The following is a 25,049-nucleotide window of genomic DNA, read 5'->3' on the forward strand; positions in this document are numbered from 1 at the left end:
ATGACCGGACTTGTCTTCCACGAGACGATGAGCGGCCCGTTCACCATGGGGGTGACCGATCCCGCGGAAGGCGCCAGGATCGGCCGGCGGACCGGCTGGCGGCTGTCCCTGCACGCCACCGTGACGATCGACGACGTGGACCGGTTCGCCCGGGATCCGCAGCACGCCGCCACGCTCTCCGGCGAGATCGAGCTGCCCGGCGTCGTCCGCCGGATCCCCTTCCGCAACGGCTCCTTCCGGCTCTTCACGCCCTCCCGCGATCCCGGCATGAAGCTGATGACCTACGGGGCGGAGTTCGAGCACGAGGGCACGCGCCACCGCCTCGCGGGTGAGAAGCGGGTGCGCGACGACGTCGGGCTCGACCTCATGCCCGACACCACCACCCTGTACTCGCGGCTGTACCACGACGGCGACGCCGTCGCGGGCGGCGGCGTGCTCCGGATCGGCCTGACCGGGCTGGCCCTCATGGCCGCTTCCATGCGGGTACGGCAGGCGTCCTCGGCCCGTGAGGCCGGGCGGGCGATGACCGTCTTCGGCCTGCTGTTCGCCAGGAACCTGCGGGATAGCTACCTGGGCCGGCCCCGGGCGTGGGCGGAGGCCTCCCGCAGGCGCGCCGTGCCTCCCGAGGTCGGGTGGGGCGGATGAGCGGCGGGCTGGCCCTGGTGCTGTCCGGCGGCGGGGCCCCGGCCGCCTACTTCGGCGCCGGGGTGATCGCGCATCTCGAGGAGCGCGGCCTCCTCGACCGGGTGAACGTGGTGTCCGGGACCTCCGCCGGAGCCTTCAACGCGGCGGCGGTGGCCGCCGGCCTGCCCGCGGACCGGCTGGCGGAGATGTGGACGGCGGTGCGGCCGCTCCAGTTCGCCCAGCCCAGACTGGACGTGTGGCGGCTGATCAACTGGCGTTCGGTGCTGCGCGGGCCGACCACGGGCCTGACCGACTACCTGCTCAACGCGATCGCCTGGACCTGGTTCGTCGACACCCGGCCCGCCCGGCAGTGGCTGCTGAGCCACATCGGCCGTCCGGGCGACCCGCAGGGCCGCATCCCCGTCCGCGCGGGGACCAGCCTGATCGTCTCGGCGGTGAGCCTCTCGACGGGCCAGGTCGTGCGCTTCACCAACCGGCTGCCGGAGCGTGCCGGGGCCTCGCCTCGGGACACGCCGTACGGACGGTCCTACGAATACTGCGAGACCCCGCTCAGCATCGACCACCTGTTCGCGAGCGCCGCCGTGCCGCTGCTGTTCCAACCGGGCAGGCACGACGACGTCGACCACGTGGACGCGGGGCTGGTGGCCAACACCCCGCTCTCCCCGGTGTTCGACTACGAGCCCGACGGGGTGATCGTGGTCTCGGCCTCCGGGGTCAGCGCCGCGCTGTCCTCGCCCGCCTCGCTCGGCTCCGCCATCGGCAGGATCGCCGACAACCTCGCGCGGTACGCCGTCTACAGCAGCTACGAGCACGCCAGGACGGTGAACGCGCTCGTCGACCAGTCCCCGGAGACGGCCCTCAAGGAGGGGCGCAAGCACGTGGATCTCCTGCTCATCGAGCCGGAGGGGGTGGAGTTCACGATGACCGGGTTCCTCGACTTCTCCACGAGGACGGCCGCCCGGTTCATCGAGTTCGGCCACGCCCAGGCGGAGCGCGCGCTGCGCGGCTGGCCGGGCGGGGGACGGCGGCCGGGGGCGTCCCACGGCCCGGCCGGGGGGAGGTGACCCGATGGCGGCGTATCCCGACGGCATGGCCTCCGAGCACGTCGACGCCGTGGTCGTCGGTTCCGGCTTCGGCGGGTCGGTCGCGGCCTACCGGCTGGCGGAGGCGGGTCGCTCCGTCGTCGTCCTGGAGCGCGGCCGTCCCTACCCGCCGGGGAGCTTCCCCCGATCACCCGTCGAGATGAAACAGGCGTTCTGGGACCCGCACGAGGGACTCCAGGGCCTGTTCGACGTCTGGCGGTTCAGGGGCTTCAGCTCGGTGGTCTCCAGCGGGCTGGGGGGCGGGTCGCTCATCTACGCGAACGTGCTGCTGCGCAAGGACGAGCGCTGGTTCGTACGGGACGACCCGCTGCCCGGCGGCGGGTACGAGACCTGGCCGATCACCCGGGCCGATCTCGAACCGCACTACGACGCGGTGGAGGCGATGCTGACCCCGGTGCCCTACCCGATCGACGAGCCCGCCTACCGCGCCACCCCCAAGACGGCCGAGATGCGCGGGGCGGCCGAGAAGCTCGGGCTGCACTTCGAGCTGCCCCCGCTGGCCGTCAGCTTCGCGCCCCGCCCGGACGCGCGGCCCGGCCTGGGGCTGCCGATGGCCCAGGCCGAGTACGGCAACCTGCACGACCTGCCGCGCCAGACCTGCCGGTTGTGCGGCGAGTGCGACATCGGCTGCAACGAAGGGGCGAAGAACACCCTCGACCACACGTACCTGTCCGCGGCCAAGCACCACGGCGCCGACATCCGCACCCGCTGCGAGGTCCGCATGATCCGCCCCCGGCTCGGGGGCGGGTACGAGGTGGGGTACGTCCATCACGATCCCTCCTACGAGGGCCGCCGGATCGATCCCGGCCGGCTGCCGCAGCGCCGCGTCACCTGCGACCGGCTCATCCTCGGCGCCGGGACGTACGGGACCACGCTGCTGCTCCTGCGCAACCGGGCCTCGTTCCCCTGGCTGAGCGACGCGCTCGGGACGCGGTTCTCCGGCAACGGGGACCTGCTGGCCTTCCTGCTGCCCGGCCGCGACTCCCCCTCCGTCACGATGCGCGCCAGCCGCGGCCCGGTCATCACCGGCGCGATCCGCGTCCCCGACACCGCCGACGGCGGCGACGGGCGGGGCTACTACGTGGAGGACGGCGGGTATCCGGCGTTCGTGGACTGGCTCGCCGAGTACGGCGCCGGCGGCCTGCGGCTGCTCACCCGCGCCGCGGACTTCGCGGTCAGGTGGCTGCACGCCCAGGCCACCCGCTCCCCGGACACCGGGCTGAGCGCGGCCGTCTCCGGGCTGCTGGCCGACGGGACGTTGTCGTCGGGGTCGCTGCCCCTGCTCGCGATGGGGCGCGACATCCCCGACGGGGTCATGCGCCTGCGGGAGGGCCGCCTCGACGTGAGCTGGAGCACGCGCACCAGCATGGACTACTTCCAGCGGGTCCGTACCACCATGCGGGCGGTGGCCGACGAGCTGGGCGCGTCCTTCGCCGACAACCCGGTGTGGTTCTCCTGGTTCGTGAACCGGATCATCACCGTGCATCCGCTCGGCGGGGCGCCGATGGGAGACGCCGAGGAGAGCGGCGTGGTCGGCCCCGACGGGCAGGCCTTCGGGCATCCGGGGCTCTACGTGCTGGACGGCGCGGCCATGCCCGGCCCGGTCGGGCCCAATCCCTCGCTGACCATCGCGGCCTTCGCCGATCGGGCGTGCACCCTCATGCTCGATTGAGAATCCCGGCGGGGCGCCCGGTGCGACCGTCCGGGCGTCCCGGAGCCGGCGGATCCGCGGCCCGGAACCGAAAAAGCCGGCCCGAGAACCCGGCCCGGGACTGGAGTGCCGGCCCGAGACCGGAACCGGAAAAACGCCAGACGCCCGTCCCCTGCCTTCAGGGGACGGGCGTCGTCGCGCGGGCGGTCACTTCAGAATCGGGAATCGCTTGACCAGGGCGGTCTTGCCCCACCAAGCGCCGATTCCGAGGGTGTCGCCGGCGTGGGCCAGGGCCAGGCCGATCAGGACGATGGCGTAGACGATGTGGTCGTCCATGAACGGGTTGGTGTCCAGGGGCAGCGAGGCCGCCCACATCATCATCATCATGGTCGCACCGGCCGCGGCGGCGACGCGCATGCCCGCGCCGACGATCAGAGCGGTGCCGACGCCCAGCAGGCCGAGCATGAACAGCCAGTCGACCCAGGCCTGCCCGGCCAGGCCGCCGAAGAAGCCGCCCAGGGCGTTCTCACCGCTGCCCTTGAGGAATCCGGTGGTGGGGCTGCCGCCGTTGACCCAGGCCTTGGCGGCGGGGGTGGCGAAGCCGAGACCGAAGGTCTTGTCGATGAAGGCCCACAGGAACACCCAGCCGAGGGCGATGCGGGCGGCCGCCCAGGCGTAGGCGGCGGCGGGGGTACGGCTCTGCACGGCGGCGGCGTCGTGCTCGGCGGGGATATGGCGGGCGACGTGCCCGTTGACCGGGGTGCGGCCTGCGAGGCTGGCCATGATCGGCTCCTTTATCGGTTTCTTTCTCTTTCCGTCACCTAGTTAATCGGCCGCACCCGCTGTCTCCGCAGAGCCGTACGGCTCACACCCGCGCACCCGAAGTCCCCTCCCCAGTGGGACCTTCGGCCCTGAGGCCCCGCTCAGGCGATGTCCGGCGACGAGCCGGAACGTCCTTGACCCGGGCCCGTGGATGGACGGGGACCGACAGGGTAGGTCGCCATCCGACAACATCCGGACCGAGGAGTGACGATCCGATGAGCGAATACGAGCGTTCCCGGACGATGACCGCCCCACCCGACGTGGTCTTCGACCGGGCCAGCGACGTGGACCGGCTCGACAGTTGGCTCCCCCGGGATCTGCACGTGCAATCCGAGGATCTGCCCGCGGTGACCGTGCACGAGGACGCCACCGGCAGGGACGAGCGCGGGCTGTTCCGCGCCCAGCGCGACCAGCTCCGCATGGAGTGGGGCACCCGCGACGACGACCGCTACGCGGGATGGCTGCAGATCACGACCATCAGCGACCAGGCGAGCGAGGTGACCGTGCACCTGTCGTTCTTCGACGAGGAGCACGCCCCGCCCGCCGACGAGGTCGATCACGCCCTGGAGAAGAGCCTGGAGCGGCTCGCCGAGCAGGTTCGCGCGTAACGACATGTAACGGGACGTAGCGGCACCCAAGCGGCATCCAGTGACATTCAACGGCATCCGCGGCACGGCCTCGAGGGAAGCCGGGAGGGATCGGCCGGGGCGAGCACGGCGGCCGATCCCTCCGTCGGCCGCGGTGCCGACGGACCGGCCCACCGCCGCGGATGGTGCCGGCGGACCGGCTCACCGCCGCGGATGGTGCCGGCGGACCGGCCGATGACCGCGGCGGTGGCCGGCCTCACTCCCAGAACTCGACCTCGGGGAAGGCGTCGGAGGGCCCGTCCAGCAGCCACCGGTCGCCGCCGCGCAGGTGCCGGTCCATGAAGGCGGCCACGTAGGCCCGGGTGATCTCCAGTTCCCTGGCCGACCGCTTGGTCAGCAGCGGATAGTCCGTGAAGGAGGCGTGGTCGCCGCCTTCCACCGTGAGCCAGCGCTTCCAGCCCGTCATCTGCCCCCAGTCACGGCCCCAGGTGAAGTCCTGGCCGCCCGGCCGGTGCAGGTCGCCCGCGCCCATCAGCATGAACGGCCGTACCAGGCCCCCGCCGGGGACGGGCACGAAGAACGTGCCGTCCATATTGATCCCGGCGCGCACGCGCGGGTCCTTCAGCATCGTCCACGACGTGCTCGACCCTCCCAGCGAGTGCCCGGCCATGCCCACGCGCGAGCGGTCGATGAGCCCGGCGCCCCGCCACACCGGGTGCCGCCCGAGCAGCCGGTCGAGCACGAACGACACGTCCGCCTGCCGTCCCCTGACCGCCTTGTCGCCGAACGCCCAGGGGTCGGCTTCCTGCTCCTCGCAGGCCGCGCAACCGGCCAGCCGGCCGCCCGGCAGGCTCGTGCCGTACGACTCGTGGACGTGATCGATGCCGGCGACCACGTAGCCCCGGCTGGCCAGTTCCTCCGCGAGGCCGGTCAGCGAGGCGCGCGACATCGTGAATCCGGGCGAGAGCACCACCAGCGGCAGCGTGCCCCGGCGCCCGGCCGGACGGGCGCCGGTGACGGCGTGGGTCTTGGCGCCGCTGACCGCCTCGCCCGGGATGCCGGTGATCCCCTGGCCCTTCAGCAGGGCCGCGGCCTCCTCGGCGGTCATGTATCGCGCCGGCCGCCCGGAGCCCTTCCGGGCCGGGTACCACAGCGAGACCATGAGCTCTCTGGCCTTCTCTCCCGGCACCCAGGGATCGGGGCGGCCGCGGTCGACCAGGTGCAAGGTGACCGTCCCCACCGGCTGGGACCCGGTCGGCGCGGGCAGTTCCATGGTCGCGCCCGGTACGGGCTCGGTCCGCGCCGGGCTCACGGCCGGGACCGCCGGTGAGGAGGCGCCCGCGACCGGGGCCGCCTGCGGGAAAGAGCCCACGACCGGGGTCACGTGACGGGAGGGGCTCGCGGCCTGGGCGGGCGCCGCCGCGAGGAGGGCGAGCAGGCCCGCGGTGACGGCGCCCGCGACGCGAGCGCCGCCCATGATCTTGATTTCCATGCCGATCATGCTCTCGATCCCCGCCGGGCCCCTGCTTCGGACGAACGTCCAGCTTCGTGTGCGACTCCGGGATCGCCCGGATCCGCCTGCGGTCGCACCGGAACGATCGCATCCCCGCCGGCGGCGAACGGGTCGCGTCCCTCTATCGGCGGACGATCCCAGCGACAGGCGATCCCAGCGGCGGACGATCTCAGCGACAGGCGATCTCAGCGACGGGGGCCTCGCGCGGGGCGGGCCGGGAGCGCAGGGCCCCGGCGAGCAGGGCGCCCGTCAGGGTGACGGCCGCGATCAGGCCGAAGGTGGCGGGCAGCGAGGTCGCGTGGGCGATCCAGCCGGTGGCCGCGGGAGCGAGCAGACTGGAGAGGTAGGTGAACGTGGCGATCCCCGCGACCCCCTGGCCGGGCTCCGGGGTCGCGTTCCCCCCGGCCGCGAAGGCCAGCGGCGCGATCACCGCGACGCCCACGCCGAGCAGGACGAATCCCGCGACCGCCAGGAACGGGGTCCGGGCGGTGGCCACCAGGACGGCGCCGGCGGTGGCGAGCAGACCGCCGAACCGGGCGGCCGGGACCGGCCCGAGCCTGCGGACGATCGGGTCGCCGGAGAGCCTGGTGACGGCCATGGCCAGGGAGAAGAGGGCGTAACAGGCGGCGGCGACGCCGGCTCCGCCGCCGGTGACGTCCTTGACGTAGACCGCGGCCCAGTTCTGGCTGGCGCCCTCGGCGAAGGTCGCGCAGAACCCGACGGCGCCGATCGCGAGGATCGCCCGCGACGGCACGGTGAACCGGGGCGGGGCCTTCTCCCCGGCCTCCGGCCAGGTGTCGGGGAGCATGCGGCCCGCCGCGGCGCCGAGGGCGAGCAGCGCCAGCGCCATCGCCCCGTGGTGGAGCCGCGCGTCGATCCCCAGCTGGGCGGCGACCGTTCCGACCCCGGCGCCGACGAGGCATCCCACGCTCCACATCCCGTGGAGCCCGGACATGATGGAGCGATTCAGCCTCCGCTCGACGATCACCCCCTGGGCGTTCATGGTGACGTCGCACATGCCGGCGGCGGCGCCGTACAGCAGGAAGACGGCGCAGAGTCCGGCGAAACCGGGCGCCAGCGAGGGCAGCGCCAGCCCCGCGCACCACAGGGCGAGCAGGATCCGGGTGGTCAGGCGCCCGCCGTACCGGTGGGTGAGGCGGGCCGCCATCGGCATGGCCACGAAGGCCGCCAGAGCTGGACAGAACAGGGCGAACCCCAGAGCAGCGGGGCTCAGCTCGAGGTGATCCTGCAGCCACGGGATACGCGTCGCCATGCTGCCGGCGACGGCACCGTGCACCGCGAAGACGGCCGCGACGGCGATCCTGGCACGTTGAAGATCGGTACGCATAATGCTAAAAATTAACAGGCAGGCTTCCTGATGAAAAGAGGACGGATGAAGACCGCGACCCCGCAGATGGCGCGGGCGATCAACGATCGCCTCGCGCTGGACCTGCTGCTGGAACGCGGCCCGCTGACCGCCCCCCAGCTCAGGGCGCTGACCGGCCTGTCCCGCCCCACCGTGTCCGACCTGATCGAGCGGCTACGGGTCAACGGGCTGATCGAGGTCGCCGGGGAGAGCGGAGAGGACCGCCGGGGGCCGAACGCCCGCCTGTACGGCATCGTCGCCGACCGCGCCCACGTGGCCGGGATCGACGTGCGCCGCTCCGCCGTCAACGTCACCGTCGCCGACATCACCGGCCGGACCGTCAGCTCGGCCGTACGGCCGCTGCGGCCCGGTGACGACCTGGCCGAGCTCATCGTCGCCGCGGTCGCCGAGGCTGCCGGGTCCCGGAGCATGCACGCCGTCGTCCTGGGCGCTCCCGGCCTGGTGGATCCGGCCGCCGGGGACCTGGTGGCCGACAACGGCGTACCCGGCTGGAAACCCAACCTGCTCCAGGCCCTGCGTCACCGGATAGGCGCCCCGGTCACCCTGGAGAACGAGGTCAATCTCGCCGCCGTCGCCGAGCACCGGGCCGGGTCCGCCCGGGACCGCGACGACTTCGTCCTGCTCTGGCTGGACGACGGGGTCGGCGCGGCGGTCACCCTCGGCGGGCGGCTGAGGCGCGGCGTCTCCGGGGGCGCGGGCGAGATCGGGTTCCTCCGGCCGGGTGGCACGGCGATCTGTGATCTGGTGACGACCGAGGCCGCTCACGCCCTGGACCCCGACTCCCTCGCGAGCCTGATCGCCGAGATCGCCTTCACCCTGGTCGCCGTCCTCGACCCGGGGCTGGTCGTCCTCGGCGGGGATACCGGCCACTCCGGCGGCGACGCGCTGGCGGCGCGGACCGGCGAGCGCCTGACCGCCCTCTCCCCCGTCCCGGTCCAGGTGCGGCCGAGCACGGTGGAGGGCAACGCGGTCCTGCGCGGCGCGCTGTTCACCGCCCTGTCCATCGCGCACCGGGACGTCTTCGGCGGCGTCCCGGGGTGACGTCCGGCCGGGCGGGCCCCGGATCCTCCGTACTGAATCTTTCATCCGGCCCGATCCCGGCGGCACGTTCCTGAACTGCGCGGACGTTCCGGCCGAGCGCGCCCGGCGCGGGCGTTTCGTTTACACCCCCCGGACACCGGCCTAAAGTCCGGTTCGCGTGAGCGCTCGCTGCATCGATCGGTAATCCGCCACCCGAAAGGTCGGTCAGTTCAGTGCGCAATTGGCGAAGTATCGCTGTCGCCTGCGCGGCCACGGTGATGTCCGCGCTCCTCGCGGTCGTCCTCGTCCCCAGCTCGGCCTCGGCCCACGGCGCCATGATGGTGCCCGGCAGCCGGACCTTCTTCTGCTGGCAGGACGGGCTCAGCCCGCAGGGGAACATCGTCCCCATCAACCCCGCCTGCTCGGCCGCCGTGGCCCAGAGCGGCGCCAACTCCCTCTACAACTGGTTCAGCGTCCTGCGCTCCGACGGCGCAGGACGGACCCGGGGGTTCATCCCCGACGGGCAGCTGTGCAGCGGCGGGAACCCCAACTTCAGCGGGTTCGACCTCGCGCACGAGGACTGGCCGGTGACCCACCTGACCTCCGGGGCGCAGATCCAGTTCCGGTACAACAAGTGGGCCGCCCACCCGGGCTGGTTCTACCTCTACGTCACCAAGGACGGCTGGAACCCGAACCGGCCTCTCACCTGGGCCGATCTGGAGGAGCAGCCCTTCCACACCGCCGACCACCCGCAGAGCGTCGGCTCGCCCGGCACCAACGACGCCCACTACTACTGGAACGCCACCCTGCCCTCGGGCAAGTCGGGCCGCCACCTCATCTACTCGGTGTGGAAGCGCTCCGACAGCGCCGAGACCTTCTACAACTGCTCCGACGTCGTCTTCGACGGCGGTGACGGCGAGGTGACGGGCGTCGGCCGTCCCGGCCCCACTCCCACCGTCACGCCGACGGTCACCCCGACCGGTGACACCGGCTCCTGCACGGCCACCTACAAGACCGTCACCTCCTGGTCTGGCGGCTTCCAGGGCGAGGTCACGGTGAAGAACCCCGGCACCGCCGCCGTCAACGGCTGGACCGTCAACTGGGATCTCGCCGCCGGCAGTTCCATCAACAGCCTGTGGAACGGCACCCACACGGTCTCCGGGTCCACGGTCACCGCGAAGAACGCCGACTGGAACCGGACGATCCAACCCGGCGGGTCGGTGACCTTCGGCTTCACCGCCAACGGCACCAGCGGCTCCCCCACTCCCGCCTGTACCAGTCCCTGACGACCCGGGGCCCCGGCCGGACGGCCGGGGCCCCCTCCCAGGAAGGTGACCCGCCATGCCCCGGGGGAAGACCACGACGCTGCTGGGCGCCGCCTCCCTCGGCGCGGCGGTGGCGTTGATCGCGGCGGCCTGCGTCGGCGGCCCCGCGAGCCCACCGCCCGCGCACCCCGCCGCGCACGGGGCCTCCCCCGCCGCACCGCCCGTACCGCCCGCGGACCCGGCGTCCGGGTCATCCCAGCAGTCCGGATCATCCGGGCCGTCCGAGCAGTCCGCGTCATCCCAGCAGTCCGGGTCATCCGGGCCGCCCGCGGCTCCGTCCCATTCACGGCCACCGTCCCCGGCCGCGGGGTGCACCGCCACGCTCACCCTCGTCGAGTCCTGGCCGGGCGGTTACCGGGGCACCGCGACGATCAGCAACAGGACCGGCGGCCCGATGCGCGACTGGTACATCCAGTGGCTCCTCCCCCGGGGAGCGACCATCACCCAGGCGTGGAAGGGCACGCACATGCAGAGCGGCCCCATCGCGATGATCCACGCTCCGGCCGACGACCCCGTGCTGGCCCCGGGCGCCACCGTCTCCGAAATCGGCTTCATCGGCGCCGCCCCCACGCCTCCGTCCTTCACCGAGATCACCTGCGGCTGAACCCGTCCGGACGCCCGCCCGCCACTTTTGCGGTGAAAGCTACTGTTGCGACTGGTTATACCGGTGAGGCGACTATGCCCATACGATTCTTTCAATACTGAGATGGATCGTTCCAGGCGGCTGCGAGGTCATGTGTTCGGAATCATCCGCCCCTGCAGTGAGCACGGGTGCCCGTCCCTTCACCAGGCCTGGCAGGCGCACCTGTGCGGGCTGTGCCTGACATTGCGAGACGGTCAGGGACAGGGAGCGCGGCTGGCCACCAACTACGACACTCTGATCATCTCGGTCCTCGCCGAGGCCCAGCTCCCGTCCGCCTCCCCGCACCGGACCGCGGGCCCCTGCGCGCTGCGCGGCTTCCGCTCCGCCGACGTGGTGGACGCCCGCGCCCAGGGAGCACGGCTGGCGGCCGCGGTCTCGCTCGTGCTGGCCGCGGGCCGGATCCGCGACCAGGTCGCGGACGGCGACGTCGCCGCCGGGACCGGCGCGGCCCGCATGAAGCTGGCGGCCCGCTGGGAGGCCGGTGGAGCGCGGCTGGGAGCCGGGGTCGGGTTCGACACCGCCGTCCTGACCTCCACCGTGGATCGGCAGCTCGACCTGGAGCGCCGGGCCGCCTCTCCTTCCGGCCGCCCCGACGGACCCGGCGGCCCCGGTGCCCCCGCAAGTCCTTCCGGTCCTTCCGGTTCCGGGAGCGGGCCGATCACGCTCCTCGACCTGACCCGCCCGGCGGAGGACGCGGTCGCCGCGTCGTTCGCCCACACGGCGGTGCTCGCCGGACTCCCCGGCAACGCCGCCGCCCTGGCCGAGGCGGGCAGGTTCTTCGGCCGGATCGCCCACCTGCTCGACGCGGTCGAGGACCGGGAAGACGACGACGCCCGGGGCCTGTTCAACCCGCTGACCGCCACCGGCGCCACCCGCCAGGAGGCCCGGAGGCTCTGCGACGACGCCGTACACGGCCTCGCCCTGGCGCTGCGGGACGTGGAACTCCAGGAACGTCACCTGGTGGAGGTGCTCCTCGGCGCCGAGGTACGGCGGGCGGTCGAGCGCGCCTTCCACGACCACCCCGCGTCGTCCTCCTACCGGCGGCCGGGATGGATCCGCACGTCGGCGGCGGGGGTGGCGACCTTCTTCACCTGCGGGATGTGGCGGCCCCGGTGGAGCCGGAAGAAGGGCCGCCCATGCAGCGAGCGCTGCTACCTGCGCGAGGCCGACTGCTGCTCCTGCTGCGACTGCTGCGACTGTTCCTGATGCGGCTGGGACCCGGGATCCGCCCACGCTCCTCCCCCGGGAGCCGGCGGGCGCCGGGACGGCCGGAGCGGATCTCCCCGTGCCGGGGCTCCGCCGGCCGCACCCTAAACTCTGACCATGATTCGCCCCGCCGTTCCCGAGGACATCTCCGCCATCGTCGACATGGTCAGGGGGCTCGCAGAGTACGAGAAGGCCCTCGACCAGGTCGAGACGTCGCCCGAGCAGCTCCACGAGGCCCTGTTCGGCGAGAACCCCGCGGTCTTCTGCCACATCGCCGAGGACGACGGGCGGGTCGCGGGGTTCGCGGTCTGGTTCCTCAGCTTCTCCACCTGGCAGGGCAGGCACGGGATCTACCTGGAGGACCTCTACGTCCACCCCGACCACCGGGGCGGCGGGCACGGCAAGGCGCTCCTGACCGAGCTGGCCCGGATCTGCGTCGAGCGCGGGTACGGCCGCTTCGAATGGTCGGTCCTCGACTGGAACACGAGCGCGCAGGCCTTCTACGCGGCGATGGGCGCCGTCCCCACGGCCGAGTGGGACCGGTGGCGCCTCGACGGCGACGCGCTCGTCAAGGCCGGCAGTTGACCCCCTCCGGCCGCGGGCCCGCCCGCCGTTAATCCGGTTGAGGCACGAGAACGGCCTCTGGTAGAAGTCGCTGCGTTTCTCATTCCTCGACCGATCGGAGTGCGCCGGTGCTGACCGGAAAGCTCGTACGGCTGCGTGCCATGGAACCGTCCGACGCCGAGGCGCTGTGGCGGTGGAACAGCGACCCCGAGGTCATGCGCTGGATGGACGACGGATATCCGAGTTCGCTGGCCCAGACCCTCGCGCGTTTCGAGAACCGTGAGCGGAATTCGTACGGCGATGTTCTCCTCGGGATCGAGACGCTCGACGGGGGACGGCTGATCGGGCTCACCCGGCTGAGGGACACCGAGCCGGAGATCGGCAATGCCGAGTTCGACATCTACATCGGCGAGAAGGACTGCTGGGGCAAGGGCTACGGCACCGACGCCACCCGGGAGATGTGCCGGTACGGCTTCGACAAGATGCGACTGCACTCGATCGCGCTCTGGACGGTCGCCGAGAACACGTCGGCGATCCGGGTCTACGAGAAGGTCGGCTTCACCCAGGACGGCAGGCAGCGCGACGCGTTCCGCCGTGACGGGAAATGGCACGACATGGTTCTCATGACCATGCTGGAAGGTGAGCTGGTCGGCTGAGGGCACCGCCGGGAAAACGCGTTGCGCCGGGATCCCCCGGCGCGACACAATTCATTCGTCAAGCACCTCCGAAAGGAAAAAGAATGCGCATCCGACGCCGAATGAGCATGGTCGGGCCGGCTCGCATGTGACGATTGGCGACGTCCCGTGCGAGCCGTCCCGGACATGGTCCCGGGGCGGCTCTTCGCATTCCCGGCGGGTGGGGGCGCTGGCGTGCCCGGTGGTTTCATAAGCCACTCCAGGTGGGTTCGATTCCCACACCCGCCACGGATTCTCCATTTTTTTCACGGAGAATCCAGGCCTCCGTGGCGCAGTGGATCGCGCGCCTGCTTGCGGAGCAGGAGGACGCTGGTTCGAATCCAGCCGGAGGCACCGAGAAACACCGCGGAAAGACCGCTCCCGATTTCCGGGGCCGCTCCTGTTTTTCCGGGAAGCGGGCCGTCCGCGGCTTCCCGGGAAGCGGGTCGGCCGGCCGCCGGGTGACCCGGATATCGTCTCCGCCACGAGCGGGACTCTCCCCACGCTCGCCCCGCCCTTCCCCCGCCCGGCCCTCCCGCGCCTCGCCGCGGCGTATCGTCGGGACATGACCGATGATCCGTTGGAGTCACTGCGGCGGCTCTGCCTGGCGCTCCCCGAGACCACCGAACGGCTCAGCCACGGTGAGCCGACATGGTTCATCCGGGACAGGAAGACGTTCGTGACGTACGCCGACCATCATCACGACGATCGGCTCGCCTTCTGGTGCGCCGCCCCGCCCGGCGTCCAGGAGGCCATGGTCTCCGAGGCGCCCGAGCGCTTCTTCCGCCCGCCGTACGTCGGCCACCGCGGCTGGCTCGGCGTCTATCTCGACGTCCCCCAGGACTGGGCCGAGATCGCCGAGATCGTCACCGAGGCGTACCGGGTGGTCGCCCCCAAACGGCTGGCCGCCCTCCTGGACTGACCGCTCCCGCGCCGGGGACCGGGGCGTCCCGCGGAGGTCGCGGTCACCGCGTCCGCCCCGGACTCCCGTCCGGGCCGCTCCCGCCGACCGGGCTCACCCGCGCGGGCGCAGCCCGTTGAGGGCGGTCTCGACGACGCTGTCGGCGTATCCGGGGGTCAGGGGTCCGCCGCGCTGCAGCCACCGGTTGAGCAGCGGGCCCCACACCATCTCGACGGCCACATCGAGGTCGAGATCCAGCGCCAGCTGCCCGGCCCGCTGGGCGGCGCGCAGCCGTTCCTTCTTCAGCTCCCGCATCGGGCCGTCCAGCCGCTCGGAGTAGGCGGCCGCCAGTTCCGGATCGTGCGCGATCTCGGTGGCCAGGGCGCGCATCGGCTCGTCGTAGCGGGGGTCGTTCAGCTCCGCGACCGTGGCGCGCAGGACCGTCTTCAGGTCGGCCTCCAGGTCCCCGGTGTCGGGCAGGGCCGCCTCCCCGTCCTGCCCGCCGCTGAGCATGAGGAAGGCGTCCAGGAGCACGGTGCCCTTGGAGGGCCACCAGCGGTAGATCGTCTGCTTGCCGACCCCGGCCCGCGCGGCGATGCCCTCGATGCTCAGCTTGGCGTATCCCACCTCACCGACCAGCTCGAACGCCGCGGTGAGGATCGCCCGGCGGGAGGCTTCACTCCGGCGGGCCGGGTTGGAGGACGGACGCTGCGTCGTCATGCGGCCAACCTAACAGAAAGCAAGACGAGACGTACCGTCTTACTTCCCTCCCGCACCGTCTCCGCCCACGACCTCGACGACCGGTACGGGGACCGGCTGCTGACTCTCCCGATCGACGTGACCGACCGCACCGCGGTGTTCGCCGCCGTGGCCGCCACCGTCGAGCACTTCGGCCGGCTGGACGTCGTGGTGAACAACGCCGGCACCATGTCCTCGGGAATGGTCGAGGAGTTCACCGAGCCGGCGGCCGGCGCCGTCGGGTGGCCGTCGGGGCGGGAGGGCCTCCCGGCGCGATCGGGGATGGGATGTCACCTTCCGGCAACCCTCCGGTCACCTCCCGCCTGTTCGCTGTGGTGACATGTCCTGGCCGGAGATCGACATCGTCGGAACGCACGTCGGCCCTCCCGTCACCGTCTACGGGAAGACCGACAGGACTCCCGGCGGGGAGCTCGCCCACGAGGGGAACCGCGTCCCCGACATCGTCGCGCTGGACTCGCGGCGGCTGGTGGTCGGCTGGCGGGCCGGGGTGCGCGACGCCCGCGACCCGTCCCCGACGGACCAGGGGGCGATCATGTACGCCCGGTCGGACGACGCCGGTCGGACCTGGACGGTCGGCACGCTGGCCGCGGCGACCGCCACGCGCCGTTACCACTACGTGATGTTCCTCGACGACGGCGGCGTCCTGTACGCGCTGCTCGGTCTGATCGACGTCGAGCGCGACCGGGACCGCCAGGGCCGGGTGGACGGCTTCCCGACCACGATGACGGCCAGGAGGAGCACCGACGCGGGCCGTACCTGGACCGACTTCCCGATCACGGTGGAGGTGCCGGACAACGGCCGGGGCGTGGTCGTGGCGGGCAGGCCGCTGCGGCACGGCGGGCACTGGCTGGTGCCGTACTGGAGGCACGCGGGCGGGACCACCCGGGCGGGCGTGCTGCGCTCGGCGGACCTGAGGACCTGGACCCCGGGCGCGCTCGCGGAGAACCCGCCCGGTGTGGCGGTGGAGGAGCCGCAGATCGCGATCTCCTACGACGACCCCGGCGCGCTGGTCATGGTCACCCGCACGCTGGACCTGCGCGGCGGCGCCTCGCCTGCCGAGCGCGACGCCCGCTACCGGGCCGGCGCCGCCCACTGCGCCACCGCGACCAGCGCCGACGGGGGCCTGACCTGGTCACGTCTCACGCTGGACGAGGACCTGCCCAACTACTACGTCAAGACGTTCTTCACCCGCGACTCCGGGGGACGGCACCTGGCGATCTACAACACGCTGGCCGGACCGTTCACCGGTCCGGCGGAGAGCAAGCCCGATCAGTATCGCGAGGTGCTCCACTACAAGGTGCGGCGGCCCGGAGAGCCGTGGGGGCCCGGACGGCTCTTCGCCGACGGCAGGCGGCTGACCCGGGGCGCGGCACGCGGGTGGGACGTCTACCCGAGCGCCGACGAGTACGAGCCGGGGAAGTTCTTCGTCGTCTGGGAGCACAACCAGACCAACATCAAGGTGGCCGGGCTCGACGTCACCCGGGGGTTCGGCGGCGACCTGTTCGCCGGCGACTGGGAGCTGTACGGCGGCGCGCGGCGGACCCCCGGCGGCGGGTTCGTCCTGCGCAGCGGCGGCGCCCGGCCCAGCGGGGCGACCCGCGCCCTCGACGTGCGCCAGGGGTGCGACTTCGTCCTGGAGTTCCGTGGCCGGGTCGACGACGACAGCGCGCTGGACCCCCGGACCGGCGAGGGCGTCTGCCTGGGCGCGAAGGTGGCCAACGGCGCGCGGAGGCTGATGCTGGCCGTACAGCGCGGCGGGGTGTGGAGCATGCGCAAGGGATCGTCGGTCTGGGAGAGGGTCCACTCCCTCGACGGCGCCGGGCGGCTCGCGACCTGGCGGGTGGCCGTCGACAGCTCCGGCGTGGCCCGCCTGTCCCGCGACGGCGCGGACACCGGGGCCAGATGGGTGATCCAGGACAGCAGGGAACGGCCGCAGCTCACTCACTGGGTGACCGGCACCCCGGGCGGCAACGCCGCCGCGGCCACCGTCGAGTGGACCCGCCTCTCCCCGGCGTTCCCGGAGCCACTGCTGTAGCCGCGGCCGGAGCCGTTCCCGGTGCCACCCCGGAGCCGTTCCCGGTGCCGCCCCGGAGCCGTGACGGGACGTCGGGATCGCCTCGGCGGGACGATCCACGGGGAGAGCGGATCTCCCGGAGTCGTCCACATGCCGGGCGGCACAGCCGCTTCCGGCTCCCCGCCACGCGATAGCTTTGGGAGGTCCACCACAAGGGGAAGAGACTGTGACGACTTCTATTGATCAGCGGATCGCCGACGAACTGGGCGTGCGCGAGGGGCAGGTGCGGGCGGCGGTGGAGCTGCTCGACGGCGGGGCCACGGTGCCCTTCATCGCGCGCTACCGCAAGGAAGCCACCGGGATGCTCGACGACGCGCAGCTGCGCACGCTCGAGGAGCGGCTGCGCTACCTGCGCGAGATGGAGGAGCGGCGCACCGCGATCCTGGAGTCGATCCGGAGCCAGGGCAAGCTCGACGACGCCCTCAAGGCCCAGATCATGGCGGCAGATTCCAAGGCCCGCCTGGAGGACATCTATCTGCCCTACAAGCCCAAGCGGCGCACCAAGGCGCAGATCGCCCGGGAGGCCGGGCTCGAACCCCTGGCCGACGGGTTGCTCGCCGACCCGTCCGTCGACCCGCAGGCCGCCGCCGCGGCCTTCGTCGGCGAGGGCGTGCCCGACGCCGCCGCCGCGCTCGACGGGGCGCGGGCCATCCTGGTCGAGCGCTTCGGCGAGGACGCCGACCTGGTGGGCGAGCTGCGCGAGCGCATGTGGGGCAAGGGGCGGCTGGTCTCGGCGGTGCGCGAGGGCAAGGAGGAGGCGGGCGCCAAGTTCTCCGACTACTTCGACTTCGCCGAGCCGTTCACCAAGCTGCCCTCGCACCGGATCCTGGCGATGTTCCGGGGCGAGAAGGAGGAGGTCCTGACCCTCACCCTGGAGCCGGAGGAGGAGCCCACCGGCAGCTACGAGGCGGCCATCGCCCACCGCTTCGGCGTCTCCGACCGGGGGCGGCCCGCCGACAAGTGGCTGGCCGACACCGTCCGCTGGGCCTGGCGCACCCGCATCCTCGTCCACCTCGGCATCGACCTGCGGATGCGCATGTGGCAGGCCGCCGAGGACGAGGCGGTGCGCGTGTTCGCCACCAACCTGCGCGACCTGCTGCTGGCCGCCCCGGCGGGCACCCGCGCGACGATGGGCCTGGACCCCGGCCTGCGGACCGGCGTGAAGGTCGCGGTGGTCGACGCCACCGGCAAGGTCGTGGCGACCGACACGATCTACCCGCACGAGCCGCGCCGCCAGTGGGACCAGTCGCTGGCGACCCTGGCCGCCCTGGTGAAGGCGCACGGCGTGGAGCTGGTGGCGATCGGCAACGGCACGGCCTCTCGGGAGACCGACAAGCTCGCGGGCGAGCTGGTCAAGCTGGTCCCCGGGCTGACCAAGATCGTGGTGTCGGAGGCCGGGGCGTCGGTCTACTCCGCCTCCGCCTACGCCTCGCAGGAGCTGCCCGGCCTGGACGTCTCGCTGCGCGGCGCGGTCTCCATCGCCCGCCGCCTGCAGGACCCGCTGGCCGAGCTCGTCAAGATCGACCCCAAGTCCATCGGCGTCGGCCAGTACCAGCACGACCTCGCCGAGACCAAGCTCTCCCGCTCGCTCGACGCGGTGGTCGAAGACTGCGTGAACGCCGTCGGCGTCGACGTCAACACCGCCTCGGCGCCGCTGCTGACCCGGGTGTCGGGCATCGGCTCCGGGCTCGCGGAGAACATCGTCGCCCACCGCGACGCCAACGGCCCGTTCCGCTCCCGCCGGGCGCTCAAGGACGTGCCCCGGCTCGGCCCCAAGGCGTTCGAGCAGTGCGCGGGCTTCCTGCGCATCCCCGGCGGCGACGACCCGCTCGACTCCTCCAGCGTGCACCCGGAGGCCTACCCGGTGGTCCGCCGCATCCTCGCGGCCACCAGGTGCGAGATCACCGAGCTGATCGGCAACGCCGGCACGCTGCGCTCCCTCAAGCCTCAGGAGTTCGTGGACGACACCTTCGGCCTGCCGACCGTCACCGACATCCTCACCGAGCTGGAGAAGCCCGGCCGCGACCCCCGGCCCGCCTTCAAGACCGCCACCTTCAAGGAGGGCGTGGAGAAGCTCTCCGACCTCCAGCCCGGCATGATCCTCGAGGGCGTGGTCACCAACGTCGCCGCGTTCGGCGCGTTCGTCGACGTCGGCGTGCACCAGGACGGCCTGGTCCACGTCTCGGCCATGTCCCGGAACTTCGTCAAGGACCCCCGCGAGGTGGTCAAGTCCGGCGACGTCGTCCGGGTGAAGGTGCTCGACGTCGACATCCCGCGCAAGCGCATCTCGCTCACCCTCCGTCTGGAGGACGAGACCGAGGCCCGCGGCGAGCAGCGCGACCGCTCCGGCGGCGGGCGCCGGGACGGCGGCGGCCCGCGCGGCGAACAGCGCGGGGACCAGCGCGGGCGCGGAGACCAGCGGCGCGGCGGACAGCCACGCGGAGATCAGCAGCGCGGTGGGCAGCCACGCGGTGGGCAGCCACGCGGCCAGGAGCGCAACGCCCCGGGCGGCGCCATGGCCGAGGCCCTGCGCCGCGCCGGACTCGGCGGCCCCGACGGCGGCAAGCGCTGACGATCCGTACGGCCGTCGCCCTCTCGTGGGGGCGGCGGCCGTACGGCTATCCTGGGTGCAGGCATTGCCGTCGATGGTTCCGGGCGCACCGCTGAAGCGCCCGCAGTATGACCCATATGACCTGCGTGATCTGTATGACCCGCCACCTTCCCGCGGAGGTCGTCCGCGTCCGGCCGTGACCGGCCCCGCCGTGCGGGTGCGCACCCGTGAAGACCTGAGGGCCGCCCGCCGTCCCCGACCGCTCCGATGTCTCGGTCATCTGTGCGTCGCCCCGCTCTGGCCGATGCACGGGCTCAATCTCGGCACGCTGCTGCGGACCTGCGACGCGGTCGGCGCGTGCATGGCCGTACCGCGCCTGCCGTGGGTCCCCGAGGCTCTCCGGCGCGGCAACACCCTGCGCAAGCCGGCCTGCGTGCACTGGGTGCGGGAGCCCCTGGGCTGGCTGGCCGAACGCCGGGCGGCCGGGGACCACGTCCTCGGGGTGGAGCTGGCGGAGGAGGCCGTCCGGCTGGCCGACCTGCCCATGGCCCGCCGTCCCACGGTGGCGGTCCTCGGCCACGAACGCGACGGCATCCCGCCGGAGGCCCTCGACCTGCTCGACGCGGCCGTGGAGATCCCGATGATCGGCACGGGGGCGAGCCTCAACGTGGCCGTCGCGGGCTCGCTCGTGCTGTACAAACTGGCGGGGTTCGCCTGAGCCCCGCGCCGCCGGTCCGTTCCCGGGCGGCCGGGCGTCCGGGAACGGCCGCGCCGGTCAGAGCAGGCGGCGGATGTCGCCGTAGGCGCGGTAGAACCCGCCCCGCCCGGAGGAGCGGACGCCCTCGACGAGGTAGCGGACGCCCGCCTCGCGCACGTTCTTGGGGAACTGCACGTTCCATCCGGATTCGTAGCCCTCGCTGACCACCCGGACCCGCAGGCGTCCGCCCTCCTGGTAGCACTCCACGATCACGCCGCCGTCCGCCTGCGCCTCCGGCGAGACGGTCTCCACGGTCGCGGCCGGCTCCACCGCGGCCAGGCCCGCGGCGGCCTTGACGTCCACCGCCTCGGGGACGGTGCCCTCCTGCGCCGCCCTGATCGCCGCCTCGGTGGCGTCGATGCAGGCCAGGGTGCCGTCGGTGGTGACGATGTAGAGGCGGTCGTCGAGATACTGCATGGAGAAGGCCGAGCCGCAGCCGGTGGCGAGCTTCCACAGGCGCGTGCCGTCGGCGTCGAAGCAGTAGATGGAGGAATGGTTGTCCCCGGCGAAGACGTAGCGGCCGCCGGGGGCGGTGGCGCAGGAGAAGACGGGGGCGTCGCACCGGTAGACCGCCTCGGCGAGACCGTCGGACTTGCGCAGCCGGTGCACGGCCCCGCGCGAGGTGCCCGCGTAGACCGACTCGGCCTCCTGCCAGCCGAACAGCACCGCGCCCTGGACCCCGGTCTGCCAGACGGGGGCGCCGTCGGCGGCGTCGTAGCGGGCCACCCCCGCGGAGTGGCCGTGATAGACGGCCTCGTCGTCGCAGCGGACCATCCAGGCGGAGTCGCCCTGACCGGTGCGCGCCCACTGGAACTCGTCCTCGTGGTCGATGGTCGTGATCCGCCCGGCCCGGTCGGACACGCCGAGCACGCCGTCATGGATGTCGAGCCAGTAGATGTCGACGTCCTCGGCGATCTCGTAGGCGACCCGGGGGACCTTCCCGCTGAGGTCGTAGACCTTGCCGTCGTCGGCGCCGGCGTAGATCCAGAAGTCGTCGGCCACGATGCACTTGACGCCGTCGGGCAGCCGGAAGCGGCCGGTCACGGTGCCGTCGTGGGTGACGGTGTAGACGTCGCCCCGCTGGTTGCCCACCCAGCAGCGCTCGGCGTCCACGAAGATGCCGAACGCCGCGGCGCCGCTGGCGAAGCGCCACAGCACGGGCGCCTGGCGGGCGGTGGAGCGGGAGCTGACGATGCTGCGCCGGGTGACCGGCCGGGCCTGCCGCACGCCTCGCACGGCGCTCGCGTATCCCTTGCGGACCTTCTCGCCGACCTTCTTGGCGGCGGCGGCCGCGGCCTTCTCCGCGGTGGCGAAGGAGGAGGTCTTGGTCTGCCCGGCCTCCCCGATCCGGCCGTAGGTGATCGTCACCTCTGTCCCGTCGAGCACGACCTCGTAGAACTTGTGCGAGCCGCCGCCGTCCTCGGACAGCTCCAGGTACGTGCTCTGCGCCGCCATCTTCCGCCTCTTCCCTTGATCGGTTTTCCGGGGAGCGTACGGCAGTCGGGCGACAAATCGTGACACGGATAGCCTGCTCCATGTGACGCCCAGGAAGGTGATCATCGACTGCGACCCGGGACTCGACGACGCCCTGGCCCTCGCTCTCGCGTGCGCCGCCCCGGAGCTGGAGATCGTCGGGATCACCACGGTCGCGGGCAACGCCACCCTGGAGCGGACCACGGCCAACGCGCTGCGGCTACGCGCGTTCCTGGGCGCGGGCGAGACGCCGGTCGTCCCCGGGAGCGCCGACGCGCTGGCGGGGCACGGCCTCGCGCGGGAGAACAGTCCGCACGGGCCCTCCGGCCTGGGCTCGGTCGTGCTGCCCGAGGCGCCCTCGCCTCCGGCCGGCGGTCACGCGACGGCTTTCCTCATCGAGGCCGTAGGGGCTCATCCGGGCGAGATCACCCTGGTCGCGCTCGGCCCGCCGACCAACATCGCGCTGGCCGTGCGCGCGGAGCCCCGCCTGGCGGAGTGGGCCCGCGGCCTGGTCGTCCTGGGCGGCCGCCACACCCGCCGCGCCATCGCGCCCGACTTCAACTTCGCGGCCGATCCCGAGGCCGCCGCGGTCGTGTTCGGGGCGGGCTGGACGGTGACCGCGATCGGCGTCGACGTCGCCGGTCAGGCGCGGGCCGGGGACGCGGTGGTGGCGGAGATGCGGGCGCTGGGACGGCTCGGCCGCGAGCTGCTCGTCCCGTGTGTGGAATTCCCCGGCCGGGCGGGCGGACCCGGCGGGCCCGCGGTCCACGACGCCTGCGCCGTCGCCTGCGTGATCGATCCGGGGGTGGTGACCACCGCGCCCGCCGCGGTCACGGTGGTCACCGGTCCCGATCCCGGTTCCGGCCCCGGTCATGGCGGTGGCGGTTCCGGCCCCGATGCCCGCCCCGCCACCGGCCCCGATGCCCGCTCCGACCCCGACCCCGGTGCCGGAGCCGGCAGCAGCAGCGGCAGCGGCAGCGGCAGCGGTGAGGCCACCGCGGCCCCCGTACCGGGAACGACGGTCACGGACCTGCGGCCGGAGCGGCCGGCGAACGCCGTGGTCGCCACCGCGCTCGACACGGACCGCTTCTGGGAGCTGACGCTGTCGGCCTACCGCCGTCTCGCCCGCCGCCTCGGCTGACGCCTTCCGGGCGGGCCCCCTCCCCAGTGCCAGCCCGAGCGTCACCAGGACCGCGACCTCGAAGGCGACCACCAGCCGCTGGGTCACCCCGGCCGGGATGTCGTCGTTGCCCAGATCGACGCCGAACATCCGCACGACATACGGGATCACCACCAGGAGCAGCACGCCCAGCGATGCCAGGCTCAGCGCCTTCACCGTCCTGGCGTACGGCCTGCCCTCGTTCCGCCGCGCCAGGATCAGCCCGGCGACCGGCATCGCCAGGAACGCCGCGAACGCGGCGTACCGGTGGATGCCCCCGGACATCGAGAGCGGCACCCCGGGCCGGTCGGTGGGGAAGGCGCCGATCAGGAGCATGCACAGGCCCCAGATCCCGACCAGCGCCGCCGCCTTGCGGTCCTGGCCGCGGCGGGCCAGCACGACGCCGAAGACCGTCGCGCCCACGGCGAAGAGCGTGAGCGAGGCGGGCAGCAGCCAGCCGTCCGGCTCGAACGCGTACTCGCTGATCAGCGTGTGCACCGGATCGAGGCCCGTGGCCACGTGCAGGCCGAACATGGACACCGCGCCGGCGACGATCGCCGCGTACCCGCCGACGACCATCCATGGTCCCGAAAACGCCTTGCTTCCCATGGCGTCAACGATCGCGTCGGGCCAGGTCGTGAAGTATCCGAAATATTCCCCAGCCACCCCTGACCGGTCCCGGAGGGGCTCCGGCCCGGGGTGGGGGTGGCCTCAGGGTGACGCCGGCCGTACCGCCCCCGTGAACTGCGCGGACCTCCCCGAAGGTAGGGCCCTCCCCCTCAGGGTCGGCCGCTCCGGGGTCGTGTTCCGGCGACCGGTGGCCCGGAGGGGGCGCTTGACTTGAAGCGCACTTCAACATGCAGGGTGGAGTCCATGGGCATCACCATCCAGGAAGCCTCGCGCGTATCGGGGCTGAGCACGCACACGCTGCGCTACTACGAGCGGATCGGGCTCATCCACGAGGTCGGCCGCGACTCCGGCGGCCGGCGCAGCTACACCCGGCCGGATCTCGAATGGCTGGACTTCCTCACGAAGCTGCGCACCACCGGGATGCCGATCGCCGAGATGTGCCGGTACGCCGAGCTGCGCCGCCGGGGCGCGGCGACCGCGGCCGAGCGGCGGCGCATGCTCGAGGTCCACCGCGCGCGCGTCCTGGAGCGGATCGCCCAGCTCAGCGAGGACGTCTCGGTCCTCGACTACAAAATCGACCTATATCACGCAATGGAGAACTCATGAACAAGCGACGTCTCGGCAGCGGCGGCCCCGAGGTCTCCGCACTCGGGCTCGGCTGCATGGGAATGTCGGAGTTCTACGGCCCGACCGACGAGGCCGAGTCGATCAAGGTCATCCACCGGGCGCTGGATCTCGGGATGAACTTCCTGGACACCGCCGACATGTACGGCAGGGGCCACAACGAGGAACTGGTCGGGCGGGCGATCGCCGACCGCAGGGACCGGGCGGTACTGGCGACCAAGTTCGGCATCGTCCGGGGTGACAACCCGGCGGCGCGGTCCGTCGACGGCAGTCCCGAGTACGTCCGGAAGGCGTGCGACGCCTCGCTGCGCAGGCTCGGCGTCGACCACATCGACCTGTACTACCTGCACCGCCGCGACCCCGGGGTGCCGATCGAGGAGACCGTCGGCGCGATGGCCGAGCTGGTCGCCGCGGGCAAGGTCGGTCACCTGGGTCTGTCCGAGGTGAGCGCCGAGACCCTGCGCAGGGCCCAGGCGGTCCACCCCATCGCCGCGCTGCAGAGCGAGTACTCGCTCTTCGCCCGGGACATCGAGGGGGAGATCCTGCCGGCCGCCCGGGAACTGGGCATCGCCCTGGTGGCGTACTCGCCGATCAGCCGGGGCCTGCTCGGCGGCGTCCTCCCGCCCGCCGAGGAGATGCCCGCCGACGACTTCCGCAAGTACTTCCCCCGGTTCGCCGGGGAGAACGCGGCGGGGAACGAGGCGCTCGTCGCCGAGGTCCGGAAGATCGCCGAGGACGCGGGGTGCACTCCGGCCCAGCTCGCCCTGGCCTGGGTGCTGTCCCGGGGCGAGGACGTCATCCCGATCCCGGGCACCAAGCGGCTGCGCTACCTGGAGGAGAACGCCGCGGCGGCCGGTGTCGAGCTGACCGCCGCCCAGCTCGACGCCCTGGAGACCGCCGTGCCCAGCGGGGCCGTGCGCGGTGACCGTTACCCGGACATGTCCTCCATCGAGAGCTGACCGCGCACCCGGCCGCAGGTCA

General features: G+C 72.7%; 23 protein-coding genes, 2 tRNA genes and 1 pseudogene. 20 read left to right on the forward strand and 6 right to left on the reverse strand.

All coding sequences use genetic code 11. The features are described from left to right. Genes Plo01_RS21125 through Plo01_RS21135 form a run of 3 tightly spaced genes read left to right on the forward strand, consistent with a single transcriptional unit; the run spans window position 1 to window position 3,420 of the window. On the forward strand, window positions 1–645 hold the full coding sequence (locus Plo01_RS21125; protein ID WP_203892387.1) for a hypothetical protein: 645 nt from the start codon (window positions 1–3) through the stop codon (window positions 643–645). Next, the gene (locus Plo01_RS21130) at window positions 642–1,709 is read left to right on the forward strand and encodes a patatin-like phospholipase family protein (RefSeq protein WP_203892388.1); all 1,068 of its coding nucleotides are present in this window, start codon (window positions 642–644) and stop codon (window positions 1,707–1,709) included. Before Plo01_RS21125 ends, Plo01_RS21130 begins: the two co-directional genes overlap by 4 nt. 4 nt (window positions 1,710–1,713) lie before the next feature. After that, a complete protein-coding gene (locus Plo01_RS21135) occupies window positions 1,714–3,420 on the forward strand; it encodes a GMC oxidoreductase (RefSeq protein ID WP_239316760.1) in 1,707 nt (568 codons plus the stop codon). 186 nt (window positions 3,421–3,606) lie between these two features. Here Plo01_RS21135 and Plo01_RS21140 read toward each other — a convergent pair whose 3' ends face one another. Further along, complete coding sequence (locus tag Plo01_RS21140; protein ID WP_203892389.1) at window positions 3,607–4,182, reverse strand: hypothetical protein; 576 nt, start codon at window positions 4,180–4,182, stop codon at window positions 3,607–3,609. A 254-nt stretch (window positions 4,183–4,436) separates the two neighbouring features. On the opposite strand from Plo01_RS21140, the gene Plo01_RS21145 reads away from it, so the two are divergent. Beyond that, window positions 4,437–4,829: an SRPBCC family protein gene (locus Plo01_RS21145; protein WP_203892390.1), complete on the forward strand. Its 393-nt coding sequence runs from the start codon at window positions 4,437–4,439 to the stop codon at window positions 4,827–4,829. 235 nt (window positions 4,830–5,064) lie between these two features. Here the strand turns inward: Plo01_RS21145 and Plo01_RS21150 are convergent, their stop codons facing one another. After that, window positions 5,065–6,309, reverse strand: a complete 1,245-nt coding sequence (locus tag Plo01_RS21150) for an alpha/beta hydrolase family protein (protein WP_203892391.1) — start codon at window positions 6,307–6,309, stop codon at window positions 5,065–5,067. A gap of 181 nt (window positions 6,310–6,490) precedes the next feature. Beyond that, on the reverse strand, window positions 6,491–7,669 hold the full coding sequence (locus tag Plo01_RS21155; protein WP_203892392.1) for an MFS transporter: 1,179 nt from the start codon (window positions 7,667–7,669) through the stop codon (window positions 6,491–6,493). Between the two features lie 45 nt (window positions 7,670–7,714). Between Plo01_RS21155 and Plo01_RS21160 the strand changes: the two genes are divergently transcribed. The 9 genes from Plo01_RS21160 to Plo01_RS21200 all read left to right on the forward strand — a co-directional run bounded on the left by Plo01_RS21160 (window position 7,715) and on the right by Plo01_RS21200 (window position 14,062). Continuing rightward, window positions 7,715–8,749 carry an ROK family transcriptional regulator gene (locus Plo01_RS21160; RefSeq protein WP_203892393.1) on the forward strand — a complete coding sequence of 345 codons (1,035 nt, stop codon included), beginning with the start codon at window positions 7,715–7,717 and terminating at the stop codon, window positions 8,747–8,749. Between the two features lie 257 nt (window positions 8,750–9,006). Next, window positions 9,007–10,014, forward strand: a complete 1,008-nt coding sequence (locus Plo01_RS21165) for a lytic polysaccharide monooxygenase auxiliary activity family 9 protein (protein WP_203892394.1) — start codon at window positions 9,007–9,009, stop codon at window positions 10,012–10,014. Window positions 10,015–10,069: 55 nt separating this feature from the next. Then, entirely contained in the window at window positions 10,070–10,657 is a 588-nt protein-coding gene (locus tag Plo01_RS21170) for a cellulose binding domain-containing protein (protein ID WP_203892395.1), read from the forward strand. A gap of 102 nt (window positions 10,658–10,759) precedes the next feature. Further along, window positions 10,760–11,902, forward strand: coding sequence for a DUF5685 family protein (locus Plo01_RS21175; protein WP_239316762.1), 1,143 nt, complete (start codon window positions 10,760–10,762; stop codon window positions 11,900–11,902). 117 nt (window positions 11,903–12,019) lie between these two features. Beyond that, window positions 12,020–12,487 carry a GNAT family N-acetyltransferase gene (locus Plo01_RS21180; protein ID WP_203892396.1) on the forward strand — a complete coding sequence of 156 codons (468 nt, stop codon included), beginning with the start codon at window positions 12,020–12,022 and terminating at the stop codon, window positions 12,485–12,487. Between the two features lie 107 nt (window positions 12,488–12,594). Further along, window positions 12,595–13,122: a GNAT family N-acetyltransferase gene (locus Plo01_RS21185; RefSeq protein WP_203892397.1), complete on the forward strand. Its 528-nt coding sequence runs from the start codon at window positions 12,595–12,597 to the stop codon at window positions 13,120–13,122. A gap of 194 nt (window positions 13,123–13,316) precedes the next feature. Then, window positions 13,317–13,389, forward strand: a tRNA-Met gene (locus Plo01_RS21190). 32 nt (window positions 13,390–13,421) lie between these two features. After that, window positions 13,422–13,494, forward strand: a tRNA-Arg gene (locus tag Plo01_RS21195). A gap of 211 nt (window positions 13,495–13,705) precedes the next feature. Then, window positions 13,706–14,062 (forward strand): MmcQ/YjbR family DNA-binding protein, encoded by a 357-nt coding sequence (locus Plo01_RS21200; protein ID WP_203892398.1) that lies wholly within the window; start codon window positions 13,706–13,708, stop codon window positions 14,060–14,062. A 93-nt stretch (window positions 14,063–14,155) separates the two neighbouring features. Here the strand turns inward: Plo01_RS21200 and Plo01_RS21205 are convergent, their stop codons facing one another. After that, window positions 14,156–14,761, reverse strand: a complete 606-nt coding sequence (locus Plo01_RS21205; RefSeq protein WP_203892399.1) for a TetR/AcrR family transcriptional regulator — start codon at window positions 14,759–14,761, stop codon at window positions 14,156–14,158. A gap of 117 nt (window positions 14,762–14,878) precedes the next feature. Here Plo01_RS21205 and Plo01_RS21210 point away from each other — a divergent pair, with 117 nt between their 5' ends. The 4 genes from Plo01_RS21210 (at window position 14,879) to Plo01_RS21225 (ending at window position 20,143) form a co-directional block, all read left to right on the forward strand. Continuing rightward, window positions 14,879–15,118, forward strand: coding sequence for an SDR family NAD(P)-dependent oxidoreductase (locus Plo01_RS21210; RefSeq protein ID WP_239316764.1), 240 nt, complete (start codon window positions 14,879–14,881; stop codon window positions 15,116–15,118). Between the two features lies 1 nt (window position 15,119). Beyond that, window positions 15,120–16,835, forward strand: a complete 1,716-nt coding sequence (locus Plo01_RS21215) for a sialidase family protein (protein ID WP_203892400.1) — start codon at window positions 15,120–15,122, stop codon at window positions 16,833–16,835. A gap of 205 nt (window positions 16,836–17,040) precedes the next feature. After that, window positions 17,041–19,446 (forward strand): Tex family protein, encoded by a 2,406-nt coding sequence (locus tag Plo01_RS21220; protein WP_203892401.1) that lies wholly within the window; start codon window positions 17,041–17,043, stop codon window positions 19,444–19,446. Window positions 19,447–19,729: 283 nt separating this feature from the next. Further along, the gene (locus tag Plo01_RS21225; protein WP_239316766.1) at window positions 19,730–20,143 is read left to right on the forward strand and encodes a TrmH family RNA methyltransferase; all 414 of its coding nucleotides are present in this window, start codon (window positions 19,730–19,732) and stop codon (window positions 20,141–20,143) included. A 57-nt stretch (window positions 20,144–20,200) separates the two neighbouring features. On the opposite strand, the gene Plo01_RS21230 is transcribed toward Plo01_RS21225, so the two are convergent. Further along, a complete protein-coding gene (locus Plo01_RS21230) occupies window positions 20,201–21,637 on the reverse strand; it encodes a WGR domain-containing protein (protein ID WP_203892403.1) in 1,437 nt (478 codons plus the stop codon). 82 nt (window positions 21,638–21,719) lie between these two features. Here Plo01_RS21230 and Plo01_RS21235 point away from each other — a divergent pair, with 82 nt between their 5' ends. After that, window positions 21,720–22,796: a nucleoside hydrolase gene (locus Plo01_RS21235; RefSeq protein WP_203892404.1), complete on the forward strand. Its 1,077-nt coding sequence runs from the start codon at window positions 21,720–21,722 to the stop codon at window positions 22,794–22,796. Window positions 22,797–22,838: 42 nt separating this feature from the next. Here Plo01_RS21235 and Plo01_RS41340 read toward each other — a convergent pair. Next, window positions 22,839–23,423: pseudogene (locus Plo01_RS41340) on the reverse strand (DUF998 domain-containing protein); the annotation flags it as partial. Window positions 23,424–23,687: 264 nt separating this feature from the next. On the opposite strand from Plo01_RS41340, the gene Plo01_RS21245 reads away from it, so the two are divergent. Together Plo01_RS21245 and Plo01_RS21250 are read left to right on the forward strand one after the other, a co-directional pair. Then, window positions 23,688–24,050, forward strand: coding sequence for a MerR family transcriptional regulator (locus tag Plo01_RS21245; RefSeq protein WP_203892405.1), 363 nt, complete (start codon window positions 23,688–23,690; stop codon window positions 24,048–24,050). Continuing rightward, the gene (locus Plo01_RS21250; RefSeq protein ID WP_203892406.1) at window positions 24,047–25,027 is read left to right on the forward strand and encodes an aldo/keto reductase; all 981 of its coding nucleotides are present in this window, start codon (window positions 24,047–24,049) and stop codon (window positions 25,025–25,027) included. Before Plo01_RS21245 ends, Plo01_RS21250 begins: the two co-directional genes overlap by 4 nt. The last annotated feature ends 22 nt before the right edge of the window (window positions 25,028–25,049 follow it).

The sequence above is a fragment of the Planobispora longispora genome (assembly GCF_016863135.1).
In the GTDB taxonomy this organism is placed as follows: domain Bacteria; phylum Actinomycetota; class Actinomycetes; order Streptosporangiales; family Streptosporangiaceae; genus Planobispora; species Planobispora longispora.